The following is a 23691-nucleotide window of genomic DNA, read 5'->3' as shown; positions in this document are numbered from 1 at the left end:
ATCTGCTCCGGGGTGGGGGCACCGTCAACCGTGCGTTATGGGCAAAAGGCGCGCTCAGCTTGTGGCGGAGGCGATATCCTTGCGCGGAAAATGAAAATCCTTGTTACAGAATTCGCATGTCATAACGATTGTGTCGTCCCTTACGCACATATGGTCCAGATCATCCTCGGGGAAGCGCTGGAGCACCTCCACCAGCCGTGCGCGTGAGCACCGGCAGCCAAAAGCCAGCGCACGGGACTGGCTGACATGGAGGTCTTCCTCATGGAACAGGCGGTGCAAAAGCTGGGGGGCGGGCAGGGTGTCGTCCAGCAGTTCGGCTACGGTGAGCGTGGTTGCCAGAATGGTTGCGGTCTCCCACGCCGTGTCGTCCTGCGTTGCGCTGTCAGCCCCGATCAGTTCCGCCTCCGCCGTGCCGCCCTCGCCAGCAATGCGTTCGAGCACCAGAGCACCAGAGCGCCAGCCTGCATCGGTCATTTTGCACGCAAGCATAATCCAGCATGCATGCTGTTCGCTGGTGGCAAAGTAATGCGTGGCCATGGCGGACAGGTCATCCCCCGCAATTTCCACAATCCCCTGATGGCGCTCCATTTCCGCCCCCTGATCAACGGTCAGGGCCAAATAGCCATCTCCCAGCAGTTCCCTGTCTGTCGGAGTGGGGGTGTTGGCCAGCAGAGCGTCCAAGGCTTCCTCATCCGTGCGGGCATAAAAGCGCAGTGCGCCATCATGCGTACAATCCGCCACCAGCATGGAAACGGGACCGCTCCCCTTGATCTGTAGGGAAAACGACCCTTGGAATTTAAGGGCGGAGGCCAAAGCCGCCACAAGGGCAAGCGCCTTGCCCGCAAGAGCGGTAACCTGTGCGGGGTTGTCGTGGCGGGTGAGCATGGCGTCCGCCAGCACACCAAGGCGGATCAACCGCCCACGGACCGGACGCCCCGCCAGATAGAAAGGCGTTACACCGCCCGGAACCACCAGACCGGGCACATCGGGGCGGTCACGGTCGAGAAAAGCCGGTTTTTCCATGGAAACGTTCAATCCTGCCAAAAATAACATCAAGGCCACGCCGCCCCGCTCCAGATGGAGCGGGGGGATGCCTTAGCGCACCCTGTTATTGGGTGCTGGGGGGAGTAGGGGGCTGTTTTGCTCAGGCCTGAGCGGAAATATCCAGTTCGAGTTTTTCAAGCTGGCGCTCAAGCGTGCGGGCGGCATCGGGGGTAAGGTCCAGCGTGTCGGTCAGGGCGCGGAGCAGGCCTTTGCGGCAGGCGTCGTGCTCCATGTCCAGATCCCCCACGCGGCCACACCCGGCCAGACAGTCCAGATAGGAGGCGCGGAGTGGCGCCACCTTGTCTGCTGCAAAGGGAAGGGTCGCCAGAATACGGTCCAGCGCAGGCTCAACCCAGCCGGGAACGCTGGGTGTTTCTTCCGTGGAGGTGGGTGTTACGGGCTTTTCCGCATCACTCATGAGCTTACTCCTTGCCAAAGGAGGTCCAGTTGGTCCCTCCCATTGTCCATGCCAGAATGCCCTTTTGGGCGTGCAGGCGGTTTTCGGCCTCGTCAAACACCACGGAATGGGGGCCTTCAAACACGTCCTGCGTGACTTCCTCCCCAATATGGGCAGGCAGGCAGTGCATGAACAGGGCATTGGGGGCGGCAAGGGCCATCAATTTTGCGTCCACCCGGTAGGGTTCCAGCCGCGACATGCGAGAAGCGGCCTCCTCGTGCGAGTCGGACATGCTGACCCATGTATCGGTTACAATGCAGTCTGCTTTTTCCACGGCGGCACGTGGGTCTTCCATCCACTCCACATCGCCACCTTCACGCCGTGCCCAGTCCAGCACAGCCTGCGGGGGCTTCATTTTGGCAGGTGTTGCGGCCCGCAGCCTGAAGCCAAAGCGCACGGCCCCTTCGATCAGGGAGACAAGAACGTTGTTGCCGTCCCCTGTCCAGGCGAACGTGCGGCCACGCACGGGGCCGCGATGTTCCTCAAATGTCATGATATCGGCCAGAATCTGCACCGGGTGGGAGTCCGGGGTCAGCCCGTTAATGACCGGGCTTGTGCTCCAGCGCGCCAGTTCGTGCAGATTGGTGGTGTTGCCCGTGCGCAGGACAATGGCATCCACAAAGCGGGAGAGCACGCGTGCCGTATCGGCCAGTGTTTCGCCCCGGCCGATCTGCATGTCCTGCGGGCTGAGCACAACGGCGTCCCCCCCAAGCTGGCGCATGCCCACTTCAAAGGACACACGCGTACGCGTGGAAGGTTTGGAAAGGATAAGCCCCAACTGCCGCCCAGCTAGTGGCTGGCGCGGGTGCAGCGGAAAGCGGCGGTTCTGCTGCATCCGCTTCATGCTGCTGGCAACATCCAGAATCTGGCGCAGGGTTGCCCCGTCCAGATCCTTGAGGTCCAGAAAATGGCGAAGCCCCGTCTGCACCGGTGTGATGGAAGAGGTGGAAAGAGCCGCACTCATGGGGTTGTCTCCAGAACTGTCTTGTTTTTGTTATCAGGCTTGGCCCGCAGGGTTGTCACAGCCTGCACAAGCATGGCCACGGCCTTGCGGCAGTCTTCTTCCGTTACGGTCAGGGGGGGCACAAGGCGCAAGACGTTATCGCCTGCCGTTACGCACAAAAGCCCGGCATCCTGTGCCGCGGCCTGCACATCGCCCACAACAGGCACGCAGCGCAGGCCAATCAGCAGGCCAAGGCCACGGCGTTGTTCAAAAATATCCGGGGCATCAGCCACAAGGCTGTCCAGCAGGTCATCCAGCAAGGCTGCACGGGTGCAGATCTGGTCCATAAAGCCCGGTGCAAGCAGCACGTCCAGCACGGCGTTGGCGGCAGCGCATGCCAGCGGGTTGCCGCCAAAGGTGGTGCCGTGTGTGCCCGCGGTCATGGCCTTGGCCACAGTTTCGGTCGCCAGAATGGCCCCAATGGGAAAACCCCCGCCAAGCCCTTTGGCTGTGCTCATGACATCTGGCGTAATGCCAGCCCATTGGTGGGCAAACAGGCGGCCGGTGCGGCCAACGCCACTTTGCACCTCGTCCAGCGCAAGCAGCACGCCGGTCTGGTCGCACAGGGCGCGCAGGGCGCGCAGGTATTCCACACTGGCCCGTTTGATGCCGCTTTCCCCCTGAATGGGTTCAAGCATAACAGCGGCGGTGCGCGGGGTAATGGCGGCCTTTACGGCTTCGATATCGTTAAAAGGCACATGCACAAAGTCCGTAACCGGTGTGCCAAAGCCTTCCAGATATTTCGGGTTGCCGGTGGCGGCAAGCATGGCCAGCGTACGGCCATGGAACGCGCCATCCATGCAGATGATCTGGGTCCGCTCGGGGTGGCCTGCCATCATTTGCGCGCGGCGGGCCATTTTGACCATGCCTTCGTTGGCTTCCGCCCCGGAGTTGCAGAAGAACACGCTATCGGCAAACGTGTTGGCAACAAGCCGCTCGGCCAGTTTTTCCGCCTGTGGAATGCGGAACAGGTTGGAGACATGCATAACCCGCCCGGCCTGCTGGCTTATGGTCTCCACCAGATGGGGGTGGGCATGCCCTACGGAGCAGGTGGCAATACCTGCCGCAAAGTCCAGGAATCGTCGCCCATCCGATGCGTACAGCCAGGAGCCTTCGCCCCGCTCAAAGGCGAGGTCGGCACGCTTATAGGTCGGCATCAGGGGAGGAATCATGGAATCTGGTCTTTACGTTGGTGGTTATCAAACCTGAATGAGGGAATCTGGAACAGCGCAAAACAAAAAACGCCCGCTACCGTAAAAGGGTGGAGCGGGCGGCCCGTTGCGCATCGGAGTATAATGCCGTGTTCATGTTGTGAGTGTCAAACTTCTGTATTGAATACTTTGCATATCTATTATGCGGTGTGGCAATTCAGGTGCGGCTACGCAGTGGCGCAAAGCCGCAACATGAGCATACTATCCGTACCCATGGACAACACCCCGCCCCCTTCCTTTACCTGTCCGCCCCCGCAACGTTCGGCCCTGCGGGAGGCGGCGCTGGCGCATCTGGCCCGTTTTGGCACAACGCGGCAGGGGCTGGAGCAGGTGCTGCTGCGCCGCGTTGCCCGTTGGGCGCAAAAAGCCCAGCGGGCAGGGGACTGTACGGAGCTTGTGGCCGAACATGCCGCAAAGCTGCACCCCGTGGTGGCCGCAGTGGTGGACGATATGGTGCGGCTGGGCGCTGTGGATGATGCCGTATTTGCCCGCTCGCGCGTGCGCAGGCTTGTGCGCTCTGGCCGCTCCACCCGCGCGGTGCAGGCCCACCTTGCGGCCAAAGGTGTTGCCCCGGAGGTGCGGGATGAGGCGTTGGAAGAGGCCGTGAGTACGCTCAGTGCAGGCGAGCAGGAACTTTGCGCCGCACTGGTGCTGGCGCGCAAACGCAGGCTGGGTCCATTTGCCTTAGCCCCCGCCACACCAGATGAGGGCGAGGCCAGTGGCATGGCACGGTGGAACAAAGCGCTGGGGGTGCTGGCGCGTGCGGGGTTTGCGCGGGATGTGGCCCAGCGTGCTCTGGAAATGCAGCCTGAGGAGGCGGAGGACTGGATGGACCGCTTGAGAGCCGAGTCGTGAAGGCGGGCTGGTTATGCCTTGCCCTGCCGTTACTGCTGGCCGCCTGCGCGGGCGGCGGGCACGGGAGCTGGCATGGGGCTGTGCAGTGCGCCCCCTATGCGCGGGAACATTCAAACATCAACCTGCGTGGTGATGCGGCAACATGGTGGTGGCAGGCGCAGGGGCAGTACGCGCGCGGGTCCCGCCCCAGAATGGGGGATGTGCTTGTGTTCCGCGCTACACGCAGGTTGCCATCAGGCCATGTTTCAGTTGTGCGGGAGGTGCGCAATAACCGTCTGGTGCTGGTCGACCATGCCAACTGGGAGCCGGGGGAAGTCACCCGCCACGCCCCCGTGCAGGATGTATCTCCCCGCAATGACTGGACGCGGGTGCGCGTGTGGTGGTCCCCCACGCATGCGTTTGGCAAGACGGTTTATCCGACCTACGGATTTATAGAACCATATACTCCGGGAAATAGCTGATCGGGCCGTTTGCGCGGGGTTGAAAAGGAAAAACTTGCATCATGGCGTGTTCGCCCTCATGTACAAGGCGGATTACGGCAAGCAGACTGGCCGCACATGCGCGCCACAAGGTTAAGGAAGAGTGGAATGGGCAGCTTGAGCATCTGGCACTGGCTTATTGTTCTGGTGGTCGTGCTGGTGTTGTTTGGTGGTGGCGGCAAGATCAGCACCATCATGGGGGATATGGCCAAGGGCATTAAATCCTTCAAAAAGCACATGGCCGATGATGAACCGATGGACGATACCGCTCCACGTGCGGGTTCGGGCCACATTGCACCGCCCCCGGCCGCCGCTACCGAGCGCGCCAGCGCGCCAGCAGACAAAACCCCCCAGCACTAACCAACGCCGAGGAAGGCCAACAGCATCATGACAGATAACGCCACCACGGATTTTGTCCGCGGCGCGCAGGATATTGTGCATGCGGGCCAGCGGCTGGATGCGCGCGGCTGGGTGCCTGCCACGGCGGGGAACATCAGTTGCAGGCTACCTGATGGGCGCATCGCCATTACGCGGTCGGGTTGCCACAAGGGGTTTTTAACCCAGAACGATGTGATAACCGTGGATCTGGCGGGGCAGCCCCACCAGCCGCAGAACAAACCAAGTGCGGAAACCCTGCTGCACTGTCAGGTTTACCGTCTGCTGCCCAATGTGGGGGCTGTGCTGCACGGCCACTCCGTTGCCTCCACCGTTTTGTCCATGACCGAACCATCTCAGGCCCTTGTTCTGGAAGATTACGAAGTCCAGAAAGTGTTTGAAGGGCAAACCACGCATGAAGCCTGTGTGCGTGTGCCGCTTTTTGCCAATGATCAGGACATTGCCCGTCTGGCGCGTGAGGTGGAGCCGTTTTTTGCCAACATGCCCGCAGGCTACATTATTCGTGGCCATGGCGTGTATGTGTGGGGCAAAAACATGGCCGCAGCCCTTGCCCGGCTGGAAGGGCTGGAGTTCCTGCTGGCCTGTGTTCTGGAAAGAAGGAAGCTGGGGAAATGAGCAGCCTGAGTGTGTTTGAGGACACCCACCCCGGTGTGGCCTTGTTGCAGACGCAGGACGGGGCGGAAATTGCCGCAGCCCTTGCCCCGTTTGGCATTCGCTTTGAACGCTGGGATGATGTGCAGCCCCCCCCCAAGGATGCGGACGAAGCCACCGTGCTGGCAACCTACCGCCCATGGCTGGATAAACTGATGGGGGAAACCGGGGCAGGCTCGGCCGATGTGCTGCGCGTAAACGCCCAGACTCCCAACAAGGAAGCCCTGCGCAGCAAGTTCCTGTCCGAACATATTCATAGTGAGGACGAAGTCCGGTTTTTTGTGCATGGGGGTGGCCACTTCATCATGCATATCAATGACCGGGTGTATGATGTGGAATGCACGCAGGGTGACCTGATTTCCGTGCCGGAAGGGTATAAGCACTGGTTTGATGCAGGCCCGCAGCCCGATATGGTGACCCTGCGCATCTTTACCCACAAGGAAGGCTGGGTGGCCCAGTATACGGGTGCGGATATTGCCCGCCAGTTCCCCTCCTTTTCCAGCTAGGCAAGATTTCACGACCATGATGCAGAATACGGGTTCAGCCACGCCACGCGTAGTGCTGCTGGATATTGAAGGCACAACCCTGCCGGTAGCCTTTGTGCATAAAGTGCTTTTCCCCTATGCGCGCACGCATCTGCCTGCGTTACTTGCGCAGCAGCACAACAATCCGGTGGTTGTGCAGGCTCTGGCAGAAACCGCAGAGCTGGCCCCCGGCGTGCCTGCGGCAGAACAGCTTGAACGCTGGATGGACACGGACGCCAAGGTGGCCCCGCTCAAAAGCCTGCAAGGGCTTTGCTGGGAGCAGGGCTACCGGCAGGGCGAACTGGTGGCCGACCTGTTTGCCGATGTTGTGCCCACGCTCAAGGCATGGAAAGCCGCAGGACTGACCCTGGCCGTCTATTCCTCCGGCTCTGAAGCCGCGCAGAAGCTGATTTACGGCTACACGGAACAGGGGGATGTAACGCCCCTGTTCAGCGCATTTTTTGACCTGAAAATGGGCGGTAAAAGAGAAAGCGCAAGTTACAGCGCCATTGTGCACAAGGCAGGCTGGGTTCCGGCCGAGGTGCTGTTCCTGTCCGATGTGGTGGCCGAGCTGGAAGCCGCCGAACAGGCCGGGTTGCAGGTCTGCCAGATTGCCCGCCCGGAGGACAAAACGGTGCCGGGTGTGCGCCACCGGGTTGCGGCCTCCCTGCCTCAGGCAGCCCGCCTGTTCGGTCTGCCCGAAGGAGCGTAATAGGTCGATGACAATCAGCCTGCACACCAACTGGCGGGATATTCCCGCACAAGCCCACGGCTGTGCCGCAGCATTGGGTAATTTTGATGGTGTGCACCTTGGGCATGCCCACCTGCTCCACTCTGTTTTTGCCGCTCGGCCAGACCTGCCGCCTGCCGTTGTCACGTTTGAGCCTCACCCGCGTGAGTTATTCCGCCCGCAGGACCCACCCTTTCGGCTGACCTTGAGTGCGGAGCGGCTGGAAGCCCTGCGCGCCTTGGGTGTGCGCCATGTTTTTCAGATCGGGTTTGACAAGGCTTTTTCCGAACTGAGTGCTGAACAGTTTGTGGATGACGTGCTGCACAACGCGCTGCGCCTGCACCACGTTGGCTGCGGGCCGGACTTTGCCTTTGGCCACCGCCGGGGTGGCAATGTGGCGTTTCTGGCCGAGCGTACGCATCAGCTTGGCATGGGCTTTACCGCTGTGCAGGCGCTGGCCGATCAGGGCGGGCCTTTTTCCTCCACCCGTATCCGCCGCCTGTTGCAGGATGGTTATCCTGATGAGGCAGCGGGCGAACTCGGGCGGCTATGGTGCATTCGTGGTGTTGTGCAGCATGGGGACAAACGCGGCAGGTTGCTGGGCTTTCCTACCGCCAATATTCCACTGGGCCGCCACCTTGAACCCGCAAGAGGCGTGTACGCGGTTACAGTGCGCCTGCCCAACGGGCAGACACACCGTGGCGTTGCCAATATCGGCCGCCGCCCCACCATAAACGATGGGCAGGAAAGCAGGCTGGAAGCGCATCTTTTTGACTTTGAGGGGGATCTGTACGGGCAGGAGCTTTCGGTCAGCCTGCACGCCCTGCTGCGGGAGGAAAAACGCTTTGACGGGCTGGACGCGCTTAAAAACCAGATCGCGCAGGATGCAACGCAGGCCCGGCAGGTGCTGGACGCACCACGCCCTTTGAGCCGAACCTGATGGCATGGTCGGGGTCGGGTTGGGCAGTACTGCCCGGTTTGATGCTTGACCCTGAGCTTTTCCTTTTTGATAAGACAGTAACGACCAAGGTGGCGTAGGGGCCAAAAGCCCGCATGCCATGAACCCGAACCGAAGTGACCTCAGCCACCCATGACCTCATCGAGCAGCGAACCCGACAAGACATCCCTGGCCGACCAGTATCGCAATACGGTGTTTCTGCCACGGACCTCTTTTCCCATGCGTGGCAACCTGCCCCAGCAGGAGCCTAAATGGCTTGAAAAATGGCGCGAAAGCGGGCTGGATGAAAAGCTGAAGCAGCAGGCGCAGGGACGCCCGGTCTTTACCCTGCATGATGGCCCACCCTACGCCAACGGGCACCTGCATATTGGTCATGCGCTGAACAAGATCAACAAGGACGTTATCAACCGCGCGCACCGCATGGCGGGCTACGCGGTGCGTTACGTGCCGGGCTGGGACTGCCACGGTCTGCCAATTGAGTGGAAAGTGGAGGAAGGGTACCGCAAGGCCAAGCGGGACAAGGATTCCGTACCCGTTCTGGAGTTCCGGGCGGAATGCCGCAATTACGCAGGCAACTGGCTGAACATTCAGATGGAAGAATTCCAGCGGTTGGGCGTACAGGCCGAATGGCGCAACCGCTACGCCACCATGGATTTTTCGTCCGAAGCAGCGATTGCTGAGGAAATTGGACGTTTTCTGCTGAACGGCAAGCTGTACCGTGGCCTGCGTCCGGTTATGTGGAGTCCGGTGGAAAAAACCGCTTTGGCCGAAGCGGAAATCGAATATCACGACCACACCTCCACCACCATTCTGGTCGCGTTCCCCGTGGTCAAGGACCCCACGCCCGCCCATGCGCTGGCCGATGTGTCCGTGGTTATCTGGACCACAACGCCGTGGACCATTCCGGGCAACCGCGCACTGGCTTACGGGCCGGAGATCACCTACGTGGTCCTGCGGGTGGACGAAACGGGCGAGGGCGCATTGCTCGAACCCGGTGCCCGCGTGCTGGTGGCCGAGGCGCTGGTCGAGTCCTTTTGCACAGGGGCGCACGTCAGTGCGCACCACATTCTTTACACCCTGCCCGGCAGCGCGCTGGCTGGCGCGGTATGCGCGCACCCGCTGCGTGGAGCAGGGTATGATTTTGACGTGCCCATGCTGGCGGGGGACTTTGTAACCACCGATGCAGGGACCGGCCTTGTGCATCAGGCCCCAGCCCATGGCGAGGACGACTTTACACTCTGCCGCGCCAATGGTGTGGACGTGCCCGAAACCGTGCAGGACGATGGGACATACGCGCCGTGGGTGCCCGGTTTTGCCGGGGTGCATGTGTTCAAAGCAGCCGATGTGGTTTGCGCTACGCTGACAAGCGTTATGGAACGCGCCAATGCGGCAGGCACCGCCCCGGCAGGTCTGGTCGGGCGGGGAGAAATTGTACATTCCTACCCGCATTCATGGCGTTCGCGCGCGCCGGTCATTTACCGGGCAACGCCGCAATGGTTCATCCGCATGGACGGGGAAAACGCCCTGCGTGACAACGCGCTCAAAGCGTTGGAAAACGTAACCTTTGTGCCAGCACAGGCCCGCAACCGCCTGACCTCCATGATCCGCACCCGCCCGGACTGGTGCATCAGCCGCCAGCGCGCATGGGGTGTGCCCATTGCCGTGTTTGTTGAAAAACGCACAGGCGAAGTGCTGCGTGACCCGGTTGTGATGCAGCGCGTGGTGGATGCCTTCCGCTCCGAAGGGGCGGATGCATGGTATACATCCGAACCCGCGCGTTTTCTGGGCGAAGGCCGCAACCCCGATGATTACGAACAGGTGTTCGACATTGTGGATGTCTGGTTTGAAAGTGGGTCCACCCATGCCTTTGTGCTGGGCCGTCCGGGCCTGAGCTTTCCGGCTGATCTGTATCTGGAAGGCTCCGACCAGCACCGTGGCTGGTTCCAGTCTTCCCTGCTGGAAAGTGTGGGTACGCGGGGTGTCTCGCCCTATAAGGCGCTGGTGACCAACGGTTTTGTTCTGGACGAACAGGGCCGCAAAATGTCCAAGTCCTTGGGCAACGTCATTGCTCCGCAGGACGTTAACGACAGCATGGGCGCGGACGTGTTGCGCCTGTGGGTTATGAATTCCGATACCAATGACGACCTGCGCATTGGCAAGGAAATTCTCAAACAGCAGGGCGAACTGTACCGCCGCCTGCGCAACACGCTGCGCTGGCTGCTGGGTGGTCTGGACGGCTTTACCGAGGCCGAAGTGGTGCCTTACGCGGAACTGCCCGAGCTGGAACGCTGGGTTCTGCACCGCCTGAGCGAGCTGGGCGGTCTGGTGGCCCGCGCGGTGGAAACACATGAATGGGTGGGGGTTTACCCGGCGCTGCATGGTTTCTGCACAACCGACCTGTCGGCTTTTTACTTCGATATCCGTAAGGATGCGCTGTATTGCGATGCGCCCTCCAACCCAACGCGCCGCGCGGTCCGTACGGTGCTGGATGTGCTGCACCGTTGCCTGAGCACATGGCTTGCCCCCGTGCTGGTGTTTACGGCGGAAGAAGCATGGACAGCCCGCTTTGGTGATCAGGCCAGCGTACATGAGCAGGCTTTTCCCGACCTGCCTGCGGAATGGACTGATGCCGCTCTGGAAGAGCGCTGGGCGCGTATTCGCTCCGTCCGCCGCATTATCACGACCGAGATCGAGGGGGCGCGCCGCGCGGGCACCATTGGCTCTTCCTTGCAGGCACAGGTTGAACTGACCTTCTCGGAAGAGGAAGCCGGTATTTTTGCAGGCGTGAACTGGGGTGAACTGGCCATTGTCTCGCACGTGGAGGTGGTGATCGACCCCACATCGTCCTCCGTTTATGTGGAAGGGGATGAAGGGGGCGACCTGCATGGTGCGCCTGTGGTCCGGGTGGCGGAGGGCGAAAAATGCGTCCGCTGCTGGAAGGTCCTGCCAGAAACCGGGTCGAATCCGGCTTATCCCGGTGTATGCCCCCGCTGTGCTGATGTGGTGGCCCAGAGCGGCTTTGCCAGCACATCCGTGCAGGAGGGCGCGTGAGCAGGCCGTTCATGCTCCGGCCCGCAGGAATTGGCCTGCTTGTGCTGATGCTGGTCCTTTCGGCGGACCAGTTGAGCAAGTTCTGGATTTTGTATGGGCTGGACCTGCCTGCCCGTGGCTCCGTGGCTGTGCTGCCGTTCCTTAACTTTACCATGGTCTGGAACCATGCCGTGACATTTGGCATGTTTGGCGGACTTGGTGGCGCTGGGCGGATTGTGTTTTCCGCTGTGGCAATGGTAGTAGCTTGTTGTCTGCTGGTGTGGATGGCCAGAACCCCCAGCAGGTTGACGGCAGCATGCGTGGGTGCGGTAACCGGCGGCGCCATAGGCAACGTTATTGATCGTGTGCGCTATGGGGCCGTGGTGGATTTTTTGCACGCCCATGCATTCGGTTGGTCTTGGTATGTATTCAACGTGGCTGACTCCGCTATAGTATGCGCGGTATGCGTCTTGCTGTTGCAGAATTTTCTGTCTGATGGACAGCGGACATCTTAGGCATAGGCAGCCCGCGCCAGAGCGCGCGGTTTTCAGGATGAGTGGAAGGCAGATGATAGTGCGCCGTGTTTCGACCCTGATTTCTCCGGTGCTGCTGGTAGGCGGCTGCATGATGCTGAGCGGCTGCTCCGGGCACGAGGCCGCACAGGCGTTCGGTCTGGAACGCAGCATGCCAGATGAATATACGGTGACAACCCGCTCACCGTTATCCATGCCCCCTTCAGAAGAACTCGTTAAGCCCGGCAAAGGGGATGAACGCACACACGATGAGAGCGAACGCCTGCAGGCGCTCGAAACCCTCTCCCCCGATGTGGCTCTGCGCGGCACCAATGGGGACACAAGTGAAGGCCAGACCATTCTGGTTAACGAGGCCACAGCCGCCGCCGATGAACCTGATCAGGGCGAACTCGGTGCTGCCGGTTCGGGCTTTGTGGAGCAGTTGATGTTCTGGAAAGGGGGTAAGGCCGGAGGTGTTGTGAATGCGGATGAGGAAAACCGCCGTCTCAAGACCAATGCGGCCCTTGGGGCTTCGCCCACCAAGGGTGTTACCCCGACCCAGCACCCCAAAAAGAAGTAGGGCACTGGTCTGACCATGTCAGACCAGTCTGATCAGGTGGTCATGCCCGGTGGTGTGCCTGACCACCCGCATGTGCGGCGGTTGCCCGAGGTTATTGTTAATCGCATTGCCGCGGGTGAGGTGATTGAACGCCCCGCCGCCGCCGTAAAAGAACTCATAGAAAACGCCATAGACGCCGGGGCGCGCCGGTTGGACATCTCGCTCGATGGGGGCGGGGTGGAACGCATGATCGTGACCGATGATGGCGTTGGCATGTCCCCCGATGACCTGACACTGGCAGTCGAGCGGCATTGTACCTCCAAACTGGGGGACGAAACGCTGGTGCATATCAACACCCTCGGTTTTCGGGGGGAGGCGCTGCCTTCCATCGGGGCTGCGGCACGGTTGAGCATTACCTCCCGCCCCAAGGGGGAAAGTGGCGCGTGGCGTATTCGGGTTGAAGGGGGCAAAACCTACCCGCCCGAACCTGTGGCCGGGGCCTATGGCACCAGCGTTGTGGTGGAAGACCTGTTTTTTGCGACCCCCGCCCGCCGCAAGTTTCTGAAAAGCGCTCGTGTGGAAGGCCGCCACGTGGAAAGCGTTGTGCGCCGTCTGGCCTTGGCGGTACCCCAGACGGCCTTCCGCTTTGTGCTTGATGGGCGCGAGGTGCTGGACCTGCCCGCGCAGGACATGGCCGCCCGCGCCGCTGCCCTGCTGGACGCCAGCGAGGCCGATGGTTTTTTGAACATAGCGGGTGAGCGCGAGGGCATGACCCTGAGCGGCTTTATTTGCCCGCCATCGGTCCATCGGTCCACGGCTAATGGGCAGTTCATGCTGGTTAATGGGCGGCCTGTGGTGGACCCGGTGCTCAAAACCGCCGTGCGCGTGGCGTATCGCCGGGTCATAGAGCCGGGTCGCCATCCTGTGGTCGCGCTCATGTTAACAGTGCCGCCTGAACAGGTGGATGTGAACGTCCACCCCGCCAAAACCGAACTACGCTTTGCGGATGAAGCCGCCGTGCGCTCGCTGGTTATTGGCACACTCCAGCGCGCGCTGGAGCATGGAGCCGGGGTTGCGGGTGTGCGCCCTGTTCTGTCCTCCGCGCCACGGGCGACCCGTATCTGGTATCCGCCCGAGCAGGGGCAGGGGGCACTGCCGCCAGCCCCTGCCTACCCAACAGCCCCGCAGCAGACTTCTGGCATGGCCGAACCGCGCCTGATGTTTGGCGATGCACCTTCCGCACGCACCCTGCCTGCCCCCCCTATGCCTTTTGCGCCCGGTGGGGGCATTCATGCCCGGCTGGCCGAGGGTATGGCGGCTGCGGGTCGTTCTTTTCCGCTGGTGGGGGACGTTGAGGAAGGGCGGTTGGACCACCCCTTGGGGGCTGCGGTGGCGCAGGTGCTGGATACGTATATTCTGGCCGTAGCAGCGGATGGCTCTCTGGTTCTGGTGGACCAGCACGCCGCCCACGAACGGCTGACGCACGAACGCCTGCGGGAGCAGTATCTGAGCGGGCGTGTACAGGCCCAGCGCCTGCTTGTGCCAGACGTGGTGGAACTCCCCCGTGTACAGCAGGACCTGCTGCTGGCCCGCCAGCCCATGCTGGAAAGACTCGGGGTGGAAATAGAAGAGTTCGGCGGTGGCTCCATTCTGGTCCGCGCATTGCCTGCCATGCTGGGCAAGAGTGATGCAATCAGCCTTTTGCGTGATCTGGCGGATGAGCTGGAAGCAGATGAAAATGGTGCGCCAGACGAAATGGCCTCCCTTGATGGCAAGCTGGATGCGGTGATCGCCCGCATGGCCTGCCATGGCAGTATTCGGGCGGGCAGGCGGCTCACACCGGAGGAAATGAACGCCCTGCTGCGGCAGATGGAGGCCACGCCCCGCGCGGGTACGTGCTCGCACGGGCGGCCGACATGGCTCAAACTCAGCCGCAATGATCTCGAAAAGTTGTTTGGCCGCCGTTAGCTGTATTGCCCTGCACAGGGGGTGATCGGCGGAACGTGAACAGCCCTGCGCTGGCCTCGCACGGCAAAAAGGCGCAGTCTTAAAAAAGTGTCATTAAACCCGGATGGTGTTAAGCCGTGCAGCCAATCCTGCTTTCGCTGATAACCTATCTTCCTCTTGCAGGCGCGGTTGCGGCCTTCCTTTGCCCCGGTCATGGACCGGAGCGGGATCGCACGGCCCGCTGGCTGGGGTTGTGGACTACGCTCCTCACGTTTGGGCTGAGTGTGCTGATGTGGGTCGGCTTTGACCCCAGCCAGCCCGGCCTGCAATTTGAAACCCGGCTGGGCTGGCTGAGCGATTATGGTATTTCGTACCATACGGGTGTGGATGGGATCAGTCTGGTCTTTATCATGCTCACTGCTTTTCTTACGCCACTGGCGTTGGGGGCGGGGTGGCGTAGTGTGCAAACGCAGGGGCGGGACTTTGTGGCCGCCATGCTGCTGCTGGAAACGGCTCTGTTTGGCCTGTTTTCCGCGCAGGACCTTGTTCTGTTTTACGTTTTTTACGAAGCAACACTTATTCCGGGCTGCCTGATGATCGGAATATGGGGTGGGGCCAGGCGAGTCTGGGCGTCTCTTCAGTTCTTTTTGTTCACCTTTGGTGGTTCGCTGTTCATGCTGGTCGGGCTGATCACCATGTGGCTGCATGCGGGCACGACCGATATTCCAGCCCTTATGCATGCGGGTTTTTCCCATGCGTTGCAGGGGTGGCTGTTGCTGGCTTTTCTGCTGGCTTTTGGCGTCAAACTCCCGCTTTTCCCGCTCCACGCATGGTTGCCTGATGCCTATACGGAGGCCCCAACACCCGCTTCGGCCATGTTGTCGGGCGTGTTGTCCAAAACAGGGGCTTACGGGCTGCTGCGCTTTGGCGTGCTGATGTTCCCCGATGCGGTGCGCCAGTTTGCGCCATACGTGCTGGCCCTTGGTGTTGTGGCCATTCTGTATGCGGCCTTTGTGGCCTTTGCCCAGACGGATATGAAGCGGCTTATTGCGTATTCTTCCTTCTCCCACATGGGCATGATCGCGGTTGGCCTGTTCACGCTGACGGCGGAAGGGATTGATGGCGCTATTTTTCAGATGCTCTCCCACGGTGTGGTCATTGCAGCCCTGTTCTTTTGTGTGGCGGCCGTGGCATGGCGGGCGGAAACGCGCGATATTGATGCTTTGGGCGGTGTAGCCAAGCAGATGCCCGTGCTGGCCCTGCTGGCCATGTTGTTCACCATGGCCAATGTGGGCCTGCCCGGCACAGGCGCTTTTGTAGGCGAACTGCTGGTGCTTATGGGGGCTATCCATGTGTCTATCTGGGTGGCGCTGCTGGCGGGCGGCACCATGATCATGGGCGCGGTCTACATGCTCTCGCTATACCGCCGGGTTTTGTTTGGCAGCGTACGTGGTACGGTTGGTCTGCTGCGTGACCTGACAATGGGTGAGATTGCCGTGCTGGCGCCACTGGCCGTGGTCACGCTGTGGATGGGGGTACACCCCGGCACGTTCACCCGGATTTTTGATCCCATGATCATGCAGGCCGTGCACGGGAGCGGCGTGAATGTGGCCTCTTCGGCCATGCATGATCCGGTTTTGCATCTGGCCAGCCGCTAAACGGGGTGGTGGACCGGTTATTCTGGAAGAATCGGTCCATCTGGCGCTGTGTTATTGTCACTTCGGGGCATAAGCACAGTGCCCACAGATGCCAGAACCACACATAAAATACCGCATAGTCGCAGAACAGACGGAACCTCATGCAGCAATATGGCGCCAGCCAGTGCTGCGGAAACGGGTTCCAGACTGCACAGCACGCCAAATTCGCGGGCGGACAGCTTTTGCATGGCCTGCATTTCCAGCGTGTAAGGCAGGGCGGACGAACACAGAGCCACAATAACGCTCAACCCCAGCAAAAGGGGCGCATGCAGCCCAACCCACAGGGCAGGGACGGTGCAGGGCACAAACACAGCCGCCCCACCACACAACATACCCAGCGAACACGCCTGACCAGATGGCAGTTTGCCTGCAATGTTACGGGCAAAAACAATATACAGCGCCCAGCAAATGGCGGCCAGCAGGGCAAACACAATGCCAAGAAGGTCCGGGCGTATGGCGGATTCCGGGCGGAGCAGCAGCACAAGCCCCAGCACGGTCAGGCTTGTCCACACCACATCGCTCCAGCGCCGGGTATGGATGAAGGACAGAACAAGAGGGCCGGTAAATTCCAGCGCAACAGTTGTGCCCAATGGCAACCGCCCGAGCGAGAGATAGAAAAAATAGTTCATGGCCGCCAGAGACACCCCATAGGGTAGCACCAGCATAAGCACCCTGCGCGAGAGGCTGTGCCAACTGCGGAAGAACAGCATGAGCATAATCGCGGCAAAAAAAGTGCGCAGCCCCACCATGCCCGCAGCCCCAAAAGTGGGGAACAGCATTTTGGCATAGGACGAGCCAAATTGCAGGCAGAGCATGCCGCCGACAACCTGTAGCAGCGCGGATAAACGTTGGTGGACGGAAAAAGTACGCGTGCTCATGGGGTGCTCACGTTATGGCAGGGAGCACAATGTGGCCACACCATAGGTTGTAGGGCTGCCGGGTCAGATATCCAGCAGTTCATCAACCGAGCGGGCATGTTCCTGAATAAAGGCAAAGCGAAGCTCGGGTTTGCGGCCCATCAGGCTTTCCACCCGCTCACGTGTGCTCAGCCGGTCTTCTGGTGGGGCAATCACGCGCAACAGGGTGCGGCTGCGCGGGTCCATTGTGGTTTCCTTCAGATCCGCGGGCGGCATTTCCCCCAGCCCCTTAAAGCGGGAGACATCAATCTTGCCGCGCTTTTTGCTCAGAACTACCATTTTGCGCTCTCTGTCCGCATCATCCATGGCGTACACGCTGTGCGCGCCCTGTGTGAGCCGGTACAGTGGAGGCTGGGCCAGATACAGGTGCCCGTTGCGAATAAGCTCGGGCAGTTCGCGGTAGAAGAACGTCATAAGCAGGGATGCAATATGCGCGCCGTCCACGTCTGCGTCGGTCATGATAATGACGCGGCCATAGCGCAGTTTGGTCAGGTCGAACCGTTCGCCCGAGCCACAGCCCAGAGCTTCTATCAGGTCGCGGAGTTCCTGATTGGCGCGTAGTTTTTCTGTTGTGGCGCTGGCCACGTTCAGAATTTTGCCACGCAGGGGAAGCACGGCCTGTGTTTCGCGGTTGCGGGCCTGCTTGGCGGACCCGCCTGCCGAGTCCCCTTCCACCAGAAAAATTTCGGTATCGGGGGCGTGTTCCTTGGTGCAGTCGGTCAGCTTGCCGGGCAGGCGTAGGCGGCGGGTCGCACTTTTGCGCGGTGTGTCCTTTTGCTCGCGGCGGCGCAGGCGTTCTTCGGCCCGGTCGATGGCAAAGCTGAGCAGCGAATCCGCCTGTGCGGGGTTTTGGGCCAGCCAGTGGTCAAACCGGTCGCGCAAGGCGGTTTCGAGCAGTTTGCTGGCTTCCGCCGTGGTCAGCTTTTCCTTTGTCTGGCCCTGAAACTGCGGGTCCCGAATAAAGGCGGACAGGCGGGCGGCAATCATGCCCAGTATGTCTTCGGCTGTAATGCTGGCTGCTTTTTTTATGGAACGCTGGTCGCCCCATGCACGCAGGCCTTTGAGCAGCGCGTTGCGGAACCCGGTCTCGTGCGTGCCACCCTGCGGAGTCGGAATGGTGTTGCAGTAGGAGATCAGGGACGCTGCCCCACTTTCCAAAAAGGCGACGGCCCATTCCACCTTGCCGTTATCGGTTCCATCCGCCTGTGGGGGCAGGGGAGCCTCCCCCGACCAGAAGGGGGTCAGCAGGGGCGCGTTAGGGCCTAGCTCATCGGCCAGACTATCGGCCAGACCACCGGGGAAGTGCAGAACAGCTTCGGTCGGGGTTTCATCCCCCGCCTTGATCAGCGTTGGATCGCACGACCAGCGGATGGTCACACCACGGAACAGGAACGCCTTGGAGCGGCAGAGTTTGTACAGGCGGGAGGGCACAAAAATATGTGTGCCAAAAATTTCGGGATCGGGCTGAAATGTAATCTGGGTGCCACGCCTGTTGGGGGCCGCCCCGGCTTTTTCCAGTGCGGTTACGGGTTTGCCCCGTGCATAAGACTGCTGCCACAAGGTACGGTCCCGCGCGATTTCCACATCCATACGTGCGGAAAGGGCATTAACCACGGACGAGCCAACGCCGTGCAATCCGCCCGATGTGGCGTAAGCCTTGCCGGAGAACTTACCACCGGCATGGAGCGTGGTCAGAATAACTTCCAGCGCCGACCGGTCGGGAAAGCGGGGGTGCGGGTCAACGGGAATGCCCCGCCCGTTGTCCCGGACGCAAAGCTGGTTGTCCGGCGCCAGATGCACGTCAATGGTGTTGGCGTGGCCTGCCACCGCCTCATCCATTGAGTTGTCCAGAATTTCGGCGGCCAGATGGTGCAGCGCACTTTCATCCGTTCCGCCAATATACATGCCGGGCCTGCGGCGGACTGGTTCCAGCCCCTCCAGCACCTCAATGGCGCTGGCGTCATACGCCTCGTTCTCCGGCGCTTTGGGGCGGGCGGAGGCGCTGGCAGATTTGCGGGGCGGAGTGGGGGCGGAAAACAGATCGCTCATGCGGGAAGTCTGTCCCGCTTTGGCGTTGATTCGTCAAGCACCAGAGGCAGCCCGGATGTTAAAAGCCCGGTATGCCGCCTGTGGCTGCTGGCCATTACGCGGCCTTGTGGGTGGTCCGGCGGCGTACGGGGGCACGTGTGGTGGTGGGGGCTGCACAGGTTTCAAACGATGCGGGCTGGGTAACATCCTTGGCATCGGAATAGTTGGAGAGGTCTTCCCCGTTATCCAGCGCGTTCACTTCATCAAACATGGCCATGCGCTGCTGGCAGAAGATGGTGCCAGACTGCAAACCCTGTTCGGACTGCACGTTGGCGAGCTGGGTAATGTAGTCATCATGTTCACGCTGCGCGCTGCGACCGTAAGTGGAGCGGAAGTAGCCATTCAGCTTGTCTTCCTCGTTCAGCAGAACGGTGCGGAACTTGGCGACAAACGCGTTGTAGCGGTCCTGCGCACTGCACGACAGGGCTGTGACCATCAGCTCGCTTTTGAGGCCCTGCACGTTGAAGGCTTCATGCGCGGGGGAGTGGCCGCACGGACTGGCGGCAAAAGTAATGGAACTATGCAGAACGCCCGCGGCAAGAACACCCGCGGCAAAAAGACGGGAAAGGAACATACGGTAGGACCTCCGACAGATGCTGCACAACGCAATAGCCTATTCAGGCAGGAAAGAAACGGCCTAATTTGTCATACCGTCATTTCCCGGCAGGTGGCTCATGGCAGAATTATGCATATGTGGCCGTGTCCTGCGCTGGTCTGTGTTAGGGCTGTGTTGTGGCCAAACGATGTTTTTACCTGCACCTGCCTGTCAACAAAGAGGCAGGGGTGCCAAAAGGAGCGGGCCGGGCCTCTTCCTTCCTGCTGCTGGATGATCTAAAGGCAAGGACGACTCATGCGGCGTTATGGCGTGTTGCGCTGGTCTGGCCAGCGGGCAGGGCTTTAACCCTTTAACCAAATGGAACGCGCTGGGTTATGGTTGACTTAACAAGAATGAAGCGGAGCTGTGGAGTGCGCTTACGAGGAATTGCCGGGCTGACGCTAACTGCTGGCATGCTTGCCGGCTGCGCGACAACCGTGGGCCCTGTCCATGTCGGATCTCCCAATCCGTTTGGGTATCTCAAAAAATCTGCCGTATGCAGTACAACCCCCATCAAGAAAGAGGCTGACGGCCAGCTTTCCACCACCATGACGGTCCGTTCCGATGGTGGTCTGTGCGAAGTGCTCGCCTCCCAGCCCGATGGCAAGCCTTACCTGACGTTTGGGGTCGCGCCGGCTCCCGAACATGGCAAGGCGTTCCTGTATTCGCTGGATAACGACACGCACGTAACCTACACACCCACGCAGGGTTATGCGGGGCAGGACAAGTTTACGGTTATCCTTATCCCCGGTCCCGGCCAGCAGCGCACCCACCTTACGGTTACCGCACAGGTGGATGCCACAGGCGTGTTTATTCCCCACCCTGCGGTAACAGCGCCTGTTCCAGCCGCGCCGGAAAAGAAAGCTGTGACCAAACGGGCGGCCCATCCGGCCAAATCCAGCAAGAACTAAGCTGTTCTGACTGGCTGTACAAAAAAAGGCGGTGCCGTTTAACGCGGCGCCGCCTTTTTTTATGCCTGTTGGCCAAAGGCCAATAGTCAGATGGAAAACGTAATCGGCTCGCTCTGTGGGCGTTTAAGACCTGCGTCCTCGGCCTGACGGACCAGTTCATCCAGAGTGGTCTGGCGCATCTGCTCTGTCAGCTTTGTGTCAAAGCCATTCCAGCAGGGTTCAATAACCTTGTGGAAGAGGGGGCCTTGCGGACCATCGCTGCCTTCGGGGTCCTCGTTCAGGACTGCCTCAATAATATTGATCAGGGTTACATCGCGCCGGGGGCGGCCCAGCCGGTAACCCCCACGGGGGCCACGAATGCTTTCCAGCAGCCCTGAGCGCGAGAGTGCCTGTAGCAGCGGCTCGATCCCCCGGCGGGCCAGCCCGGAACGCTCGGCAATATCTGCAGCACTGACCGCATTGGAGCGTCCTGCGTGGAAAGCAACGTCCAGCATGATGAGAACAGCGGTCATTGCTCTGTCACGACGAAGAATCATGCGCAAGGTCCTTCCTGCTTGGCTTACGGTCTGGCGTATGATGTGCCAGCCGTGCTGTGTTGTGTGCTTATAGCAGGGGAATGCCTGTTTATCTACGTTGGAAATTCGTATTATAAGACAGTTGAACATATAAACAGTTCAGGTAGGGACCAAATGCCATCAACAACGCACGATAACGAGGGTTACGGCTTTGCAGCGCCTCGTGGGAGAGTTTACGACTCGGTTTTGAATGTGGTGGGTGGAACACCTCTGGTCGCCCTGCCGCGCATTATGCACGAAGACAAGCTGACAAGTCGTGTGCTGCTCAAGCTGGAATTTTTTAATCCACTTGGCTCAGTCAAGGACAGAATCGGCACGGCCATGGTGCTGGATGCCGAGCGCAGGGGCAAAATTACACCCGGCCGCACCCTGCTGGTGGAACCAACATCGGGCAATACCGGTATTTCTCTGGCGTTTGTGGCCGCTGCCCGTGGTTACAGACTGATTGTCACCATGCCTGAGGGGGCTTCCATAGAGCGGCGGCGCATGGTGCGGCTGATGGACGCACAGGTGGAACTGACCCCCGCGCGCCTTGGCATGGCAGGTGCGATTGCCCGTGCGAACGAAATTCTGGCCGAAACGCCAGATGCATGGATGCCAGACCAGTTTGATAACCCGGCAAACCCCGCCGTGCATGCCGCCACCACGGCAGAGGAAATCTGGATTGATACGGCCGGTAAGGTTGATATTGTTGTGGCCGGTGTTGGCACCGGTGGCACCGCAACCGGCATTGCAGAATCGCTCAAACCCCGGCGCAAGGGCATACAGGTCTTTGGCGTGGAGCCTGCAGAAAGTGCTATTCTGAACGGGGATGAACCCGGCCCACATGGTATTCAGGGCATTGGTCCGGGTTTTTGCCCGGCAACACTGCATCTTAAATCTTTGGATGGGGTTCTGACCGTTTCTGAGCGTGAGGCCATTGCCGCTGCCAGACGTTGCGCGCGCATTGATGGTATTCCCGTTGGTATTTCCTCCGGGGCGGCGCTGCATGCGGCGTTGCAACTGGCGCATAAAAAAGAAAACGCAGGCAAGACCATTGTTGCCATAGCGCCTTCTTTTGCCGAGCGTTACCTCTCCACGTCCCTATTTTCGGGCCTGTAAGCACCAGCCTGCAAAGGCTTTGTGTTGTGTCGGCCATAAAAAAAGCCCGCCTCAAATGGGGCGGGCTTTTTTAGGACAGGTGAACAGCCTGTCTGTTAGCGCAGGATAATTTCCACACGCCGATTCTGGGCTTCCTTGGTGTTCGGGCCAGTCTGCACAAGCGGGTGTGTATCCCCATAGCCATGAATATCAATAGTGGAGCCAGCAATCCCATCGCGCATCAGTTCGGCTTTAACAGCCGTTGCGCGGCGGATGGAAAGCTTCATGTTGTATTCTTCGCCTGCCTTCTCGCCCGGATGGGCAGAGGAGTTGTCTGTGTAGCCCGAGACTGTAATGCGTGTCAGGGCCACATGGGCGGCGGCCTGTGCGGCTTCGTTCACAATGGAACGCGTCCTGTCGGTCAGGTCGGCTTTATCCCAGTCAAAGAACACCAGATAGCTCCGCGCAGCCTGCGGGGCAGGTGCGAGAACATTGGCAACCGGCGGAGGTGGCGGAGGTGCAGGATTAAATTCGTACCGCAGACCCAGCATCATGGAATGGTTGAAGTCTGTAACGGTCTTGTGGGTACCGCTGATGGTGCTTACACCCGTGGCTGCCTGAATACCCCCAATGTTCCCTGTCGAGGTCACACTATGGGATTGCGGGCCAAACATGGTCCAGAACCGGTATTCCGCTGTGGCCGACAGGCCAACAACCCACGGTACGGGGAAGGAAAGACCAAAAATGCCCTGATAGGTGGCATTGCCGTACGTGCCACCAATACGCTGCGTTGTGTTGCCAGAGCCATTGCTCCCGACAAGTGACGCATTGGTGGAGGTCCAGCCATAGCCAACACCGGCCCCAAAATAAGGGAACAGCCACGGCTTGCCGATATCAAGGTCAAACAGCGCATTCACCATAACGCCGTAGGTCTGGCGTCGGCCATCCCCTTTTGTGGCCAGTGTGCTGGTCACAAGGCGGTTATAGTCCATGTTGCGGTAATTGCCTTCGACCTCAACACGAAAACCGTTGCCAAGGCCCCAGCCCACCGAGCCGATTCCAACAGCGCCAGCTTTCCAACGGTCACGACCATCGGGGAAGTGGGCTGTGCTTTTAACGCGCTGGTCCTGGTTAAGGGTCCCGCCACCTTCTCCGGCAATATACAGGCCCTGAACAGGCTGCGCATGCGCTGAAACGGCGGACAGCAGGAGGCCAGCCGCAAGCGGCGCAGAAAGCAGCGTTTGCGCAAGCAGTATACGGCGCGGCTTCATGGTCTTCTCCCTGCTGTGGCAAAGGTTGTGCGATACATCACGTATGGCGTTTGATGGTACGAGGGCACACATGCCTGCCTTCTTTGCTGTAAAGTTGTGTATGACGCAACAGGCAGAAGACAGAGTTTTCCCAATCTTGTGGATTTTATGCGTCATAAATACCGCAGGCGTGTGGGTTAAGCCACAATACCTACCTTTCTT

23 protein-coding genes are annotated in these 23691 nt (G+C 60.3%); 14 read left to right on the top strand and 9 right to left on the bottom strand.

Annotated features, from left to right (window positions below):
* Nucleotides 1-54 precede the first annotated feature (54 nt).
* From hslO to AABE20_RS02890, 4 genes are all read right to left on the bottom strand, one after another.
* Nucleotides 55-1023: an Hsp33 family molecular chaperone HslO gene (gene hslO, locus AABE20_RS02905; protein ID WP_338331730.1), complete on the bottom strand. Its 969-nt coding sequence runs from the start codon at nt 1021-1023 to the stop codon at nt 55-57.
* Nucleotides 1024-1144: 121 nt separating this feature from the next.
* Nucleotides 1145-1462, bottom strand: a complete 318-nt coding sequence (locus AABE20_RS02900; RefSeq protein ID WP_338331729.1) for a hypothetical protein — start codon at nt 1460-1462, stop codon at nt 1145-1147.
* A gap of 4 nt (nt 1463-1466) precedes the next feature.
* Nucleotides 1467-2465: an ornithine carbamoyltransferase gene (gene argF / locus AABE20_RS02895; protein WP_338331728.1), complete on the bottom strand. Its 999-nt coding sequence runs from the start codon at nt 2463-2465 to the stop codon at nt 1467-1469.
* Nucleotides 2462-3676, bottom strand: coding sequence for an aspartate aminotransferase family protein (locus AABE20_RS02890; RefSeq protein WP_338331727.1), 1215 nt, complete (start codon nt 3674-3676; stop codon nt 2462-2464). Before AABE20_RS02890 ends, argF begins: the two co-directional genes overlap by 4 nt.
* Nucleotides 3677-3907: 231 nt before the next feature.
* Between AABE20_RS02890 and AABE20_RS02885 the strand changes: the two genes are divergently transcribed.
* The 12 genes from AABE20_RS02885 (at nt 3908) to AABE20_RS02830 (ending at nt 16014) form a co-directional block, all read left to right on the top strand.
* Complete coding sequence (locus AABE20_RS02885; protein ID WP_408740614.1) at nt 3908-4570, top strand: regulatory protein RecX; 663 nt, start codon at nt 3908-3910, stop codon at nt 4568-4570.
* Nucleotides 4567-5031: a CHAP domain-containing protein gene (locus tag AABE20_RS02880; protein WP_338331726.1), complete on the top strand. Its 465-nt coding sequence runs from the start codon at nt 4567-4569 to the stop codon at nt 5029-5031. Before AABE20_RS02885 ends, AABE20_RS02880 begins: the two co-directional genes overlap by 4 nt.
* A gap of 126 nt (nt 5032-5157) precedes the next feature.
* The gene (locus AABE20_RS02875) at nt 5158-5409 is read left to right on the top strand and encodes a twin-arginine translocase TatA/TatE family subunit (protein ID WP_338331725.1); all 252 of its coding nucleotides are present in this window, start codon (nt 5158-5160) and stop codon (nt 5407-5409) included.
* A 27-nt stretch (nt 5410-5436) separates the two neighbouring features.
* Nucleotides 5437-6060, top strand: coding sequence for a methylthioribulose 1-phosphate dehydratase (locus AABE20_RS02870; RefSeq protein ID WP_338331724.1), 624 nt, complete (start codon nt 5437-5439; stop codon nt 6058-6060).
* Complete coding sequence (locus AABE20_RS02865) at nt 6057-6602, top strand: 1,2-dihydroxy-3-keto-5-methylthiopentene dioxygenase (RefSeq protein WP_338331723.1); 546 nt, start codon at nt 6057-6059, stop codon at nt 6600-6602. The genes AABE20_RS02870 and AABE20_RS02865 overlap by 4 nt, the downstream gene beginning before the upstream one ends.
* Nucleotides 6603-6621: 19 nt before the next feature.
* Complete coding sequence (mtnC, locus tag AABE20_RS02860; RefSeq protein ID WP_338331865.1) at nt 6622-7332, top strand: acireductone synthase; 711 nt, start codon at nt 6622-6624, stop codon at nt 7330-7332.
* Nucleotides 7333-7339: 7 nt separating this feature from the next.
* A complete protein-coding gene (locus AABE20_RS02855) occupies nt 7340-8290 on the top strand; it encodes a bifunctional riboflavin kinase/FAD synthetase (RefSeq protein ID WP_338331722.1) in 951 nt (316 codons plus the stop codon).
* Between the two features lie 150 nt (nt 8291-8440).
* Nucleotides 8441-11359: an isoleucine--tRNA ligase gene (gene ileS / locus AABE20_RS02850; protein WP_338331721.1), complete on the top strand. Its 2919-nt coding sequence runs from the start codon at nt 8441-8443 to the stop codon at nt 11357-11359.
* 11 nt (nt 11360-11370) lie between these two features.
* On the top strand, nt 11371-11853 hold the full coding sequence (gene lspA, locus AABE20_RS02845; RefSeq protein WP_338331864.1) for a signal peptidase II: 483 nt from the start codon (nt 11371-11373) through the stop codon (nt 11851-11853).
* 55 nt (nt 11854-11908) lie between these two features.
* Nucleotides 11909-12430, top strand: coding sequence for a DUF3035 domain-containing protein (locus AABE20_RS02840; protein WP_338331863.1), 522 nt, complete (start codon nt 11909-11911; stop codon nt 12428-12430).
* Between the two features lie 15 nt (nt 12431-12445).
* A complete protein-coding gene (mutL, locus tag AABE20_RS02835; RefSeq protein ID WP_338331720.1) occupies nt 12446-14377 on the top strand; it encodes a DNA mismatch repair endonuclease MutL in 1932 nt (643 codons plus the stop codon).
* A gap of 116 nt (nt 14378-14493) precedes the next feature.
* Entirely contained in the window at nt 14494-16014 is a 1521-nt protein-coding gene (locus AABE20_RS02830; protein ID WP_338331719.1) for a complex I subunit 4 family protein, read from the top strand.
* A gap of 17 nt (nt 16015-16031) precedes the next feature.
* Here AABE20_RS02830 and AABE20_RS02825 read toward each other — a convergent pair whose 3' ends face one another.
* From AABE20_RS02825 to AABE20_RS02815, 3 genes are all read right to left on the bottom strand, one after another.
* A complete protein-coding gene (locus tag AABE20_RS02825; protein WP_338331718.1) occupies nt 16032-16931 on the bottom strand; it encodes an EamA family transporter in 900 nt (299 codons plus the stop codon).
* A gap of 63 nt (nt 16932-16994) precedes the next feature.
* Entirely contained in the window at nt 16995-19019 is a 2025-nt protein-coding gene (parE, locus tag AABE20_RS02820) for a DNA topoisomerase IV subunit B (RefSeq protein ID WP_338331717.1), read from the bottom strand.
* A gap of 94 nt (nt 19020-19113) precedes the next feature.
* Nucleotides 19114-19632: a hypothetical protein gene (locus AABE20_RS02815; protein WP_338331716.1), complete on the bottom strand. Its 519-nt coding sequence runs from the start codon at nt 19630-19632 to the stop codon at nt 19114-19116.
* Between the two features lie 392 nt (nt 19633-20024).
* On the opposite strand from AABE20_RS02815, the gene AABE20_RS02810 reads away from it, so the two are divergent.
* Entirely contained in the window at nt 20025-20564 is a 540-nt protein-coding gene (locus tag AABE20_RS02810) for an Ig-like domain-containing protein (protein ID WP_338331715.1), read from the top strand.
* A gap of 86 nt (nt 20565-20650) precedes the next feature.
* On the opposite strand, the gene AABE20_RS02805 is transcribed toward AABE20_RS02810, so the two are convergent.
* Nucleotides 20651-21100: an RrF2 family transcriptional regulator gene (locus tag AABE20_RS02805; protein WP_338331714.1), complete on the bottom strand. Its 450-nt coding sequence runs from the start codon at nt 21098-21100 to the stop codon at nt 20651-20653.
* Between the two features lie 153 nt (nt 21101-21253).
* On the opposite strand from AABE20_RS02805, the gene cysK reads away from it, so the two are divergent.
* Nucleotides 21254-22240, top strand: coding sequence for a cysteine synthase A (cysK, locus tag AABE20_RS02800; protein WP_165991267.1), 987 nt, complete (start codon nt 21254-21256; stop codon nt 22238-22240).
* A gap of 95 nt (nt 22241-22335) precedes the next feature.
* Here the strand turns inward: cysK and AABE20_RS02795 are convergent, their stop codons facing one another.
* Entirely contained in the window at nt 22336-23562 is a 1227-nt protein-coding gene (locus AABE20_RS02795) for an OmpA family protein (RefSeq protein WP_338331713.1), read from the bottom strand.
* Between the last annotated feature and the right edge of the window lie 129 nt (nt 23563-23691).

Source organism: Acetobacter zythi (assembly GCF_963921165.1).
In the GTDB taxonomy this organism is placed as follows: Bacteria; Pseudomonadota; Alphaproteobacteria; order Acetobacterales; family Acetobacteraceae; genus Acetobacter.
This window is presented reverse-complemented; position numbering and strand designations above follow the sequence as displayed.

Bases quoted from the DNA above. Each gene is read 5' to 3' on its own strand.
- hslO (WP_338331730.1), bottom strand. From the start codon at position 1,023: ATGGAAAAACCGGCTTTTCTCGACCGTGACCGCCCCGATGTGCCCGGT.
- AABE20_RS02900 (WP_338331729.1), bottom strand. From the start codon at position 1,462: ATGAGTGATGCGGAAAAGCCCGTAACACCCACCTCCACGGAAGAAACA.
- argF (WP_338331728.1), bottom strand. From the start codon at position 2,465: ATGAGTGCGGCTCTTTCCACCTCTTCCATCACACCGGTGCAGACGGGG.
- AABE20_RS02890 (WP_338331727.1), bottom strand. From the start codon at position 3,676: ATGATTCCTCCCCTGATGCCGACCTATAAGCGTGCCGACCTCGCCTTT.
- AABE20_RS02885 (WP_408740614.1), top strand. From the start codon at position 3,908: ATGAGCATACTATCCGTACCCATGGACAACACCCCGCCCCCTTCCTTT.
- AABE20_RS02875 (WP_338331725.1), top strand. From the start codon at position 5,158: ATGGGCAGCTTGAGCATCTGGCACTGGCTTATTGTTCTGGTGGTCGTG.
- AABE20_RS02870 (WP_338331724.1), top strand. From the start codon at position 5,437: ATGACAGATAACGCCACCACGGATTTTGTCCGCGGCGCGCAGGATATT.
- AABE20_RS02865 (WP_338331723.1), top strand. From the start codon at position 6,057: ATGAGCAGCCTGAGTGTGTTTGAGGACACCCACCCCGGTGTGGCCTTG.
- mtnC (WP_338331865.1), top strand. From the start codon at position 6,622: ATGCAGAATACGGGTTCAGCCACGCCACGCGTAGTGCTGCTGGATATT.
- AABE20_RS02855 (WP_338331722.1), top strand. From the start codon at position 7,340: ATGACAATCAGCCTGCACACCAACTGGCGGGATATTCCCGCACAAGCC.
- ileS (WP_338331721.1), top strand. From the start codon at position 8,441: ATGACCTCATCGAGCAGCGAACCCGACAAGACATCCCTGGCCGACCAG.
- lspA (WP_338331864.1), top strand. From the start codon at position 11,371: ATGCTCCGGCCCGCAGGAATTGGCCTGCTTGTGCTGATGCTGGTCCTT.
- mutL (WP_338331720.1), top strand. From the start codon at position 12,446: ATGTCAGACCAGTCTGATCAGGTGGTCATGCCCGGTGGTGTGCCTGAC.
- AABE20_RS02825 (WP_338331718.1), bottom strand. From the start codon at position 16,931: ATGAGCACGCGTACTTTTTCCGTCCACCAACGTTTATCCGCGCTGCTA.
- parE (WP_338331717.1), bottom strand. From the start codon at position 19,019: ATGAGCGATCTGTTTTCCGCCCCCACTCCGCCCCGCAAATCTGCCAGC.
- AABE20_RS02815 (WP_338331716.1), bottom strand. From the start codon at position 19,632: ATGTTCCTTTCCCGTCTTTTTGCCGCGGGTGTTCTTGCCGCGGGCGTT.
- AABE20_RS02805 (WP_338331714.1), bottom strand. From the start codon at position 21,100: ATGATTCTTCGTCGTGACAGAGCAATGACCGCTGTTCTCATCATGCTG.
- cysK (WP_165991267.1), top strand. From the start codon at position 21,254: ATGCCATCAACAACGCACGATAACGAGGGTTACGGCTTTGCAGCGCCT.
- AABE20_RS02795 (WP_338331713.1), bottom strand. From the start codon at position 23,562: ATGTGTGCCCTCGTACCATCAAACGCCATACGTGATGTATCGCACAAC.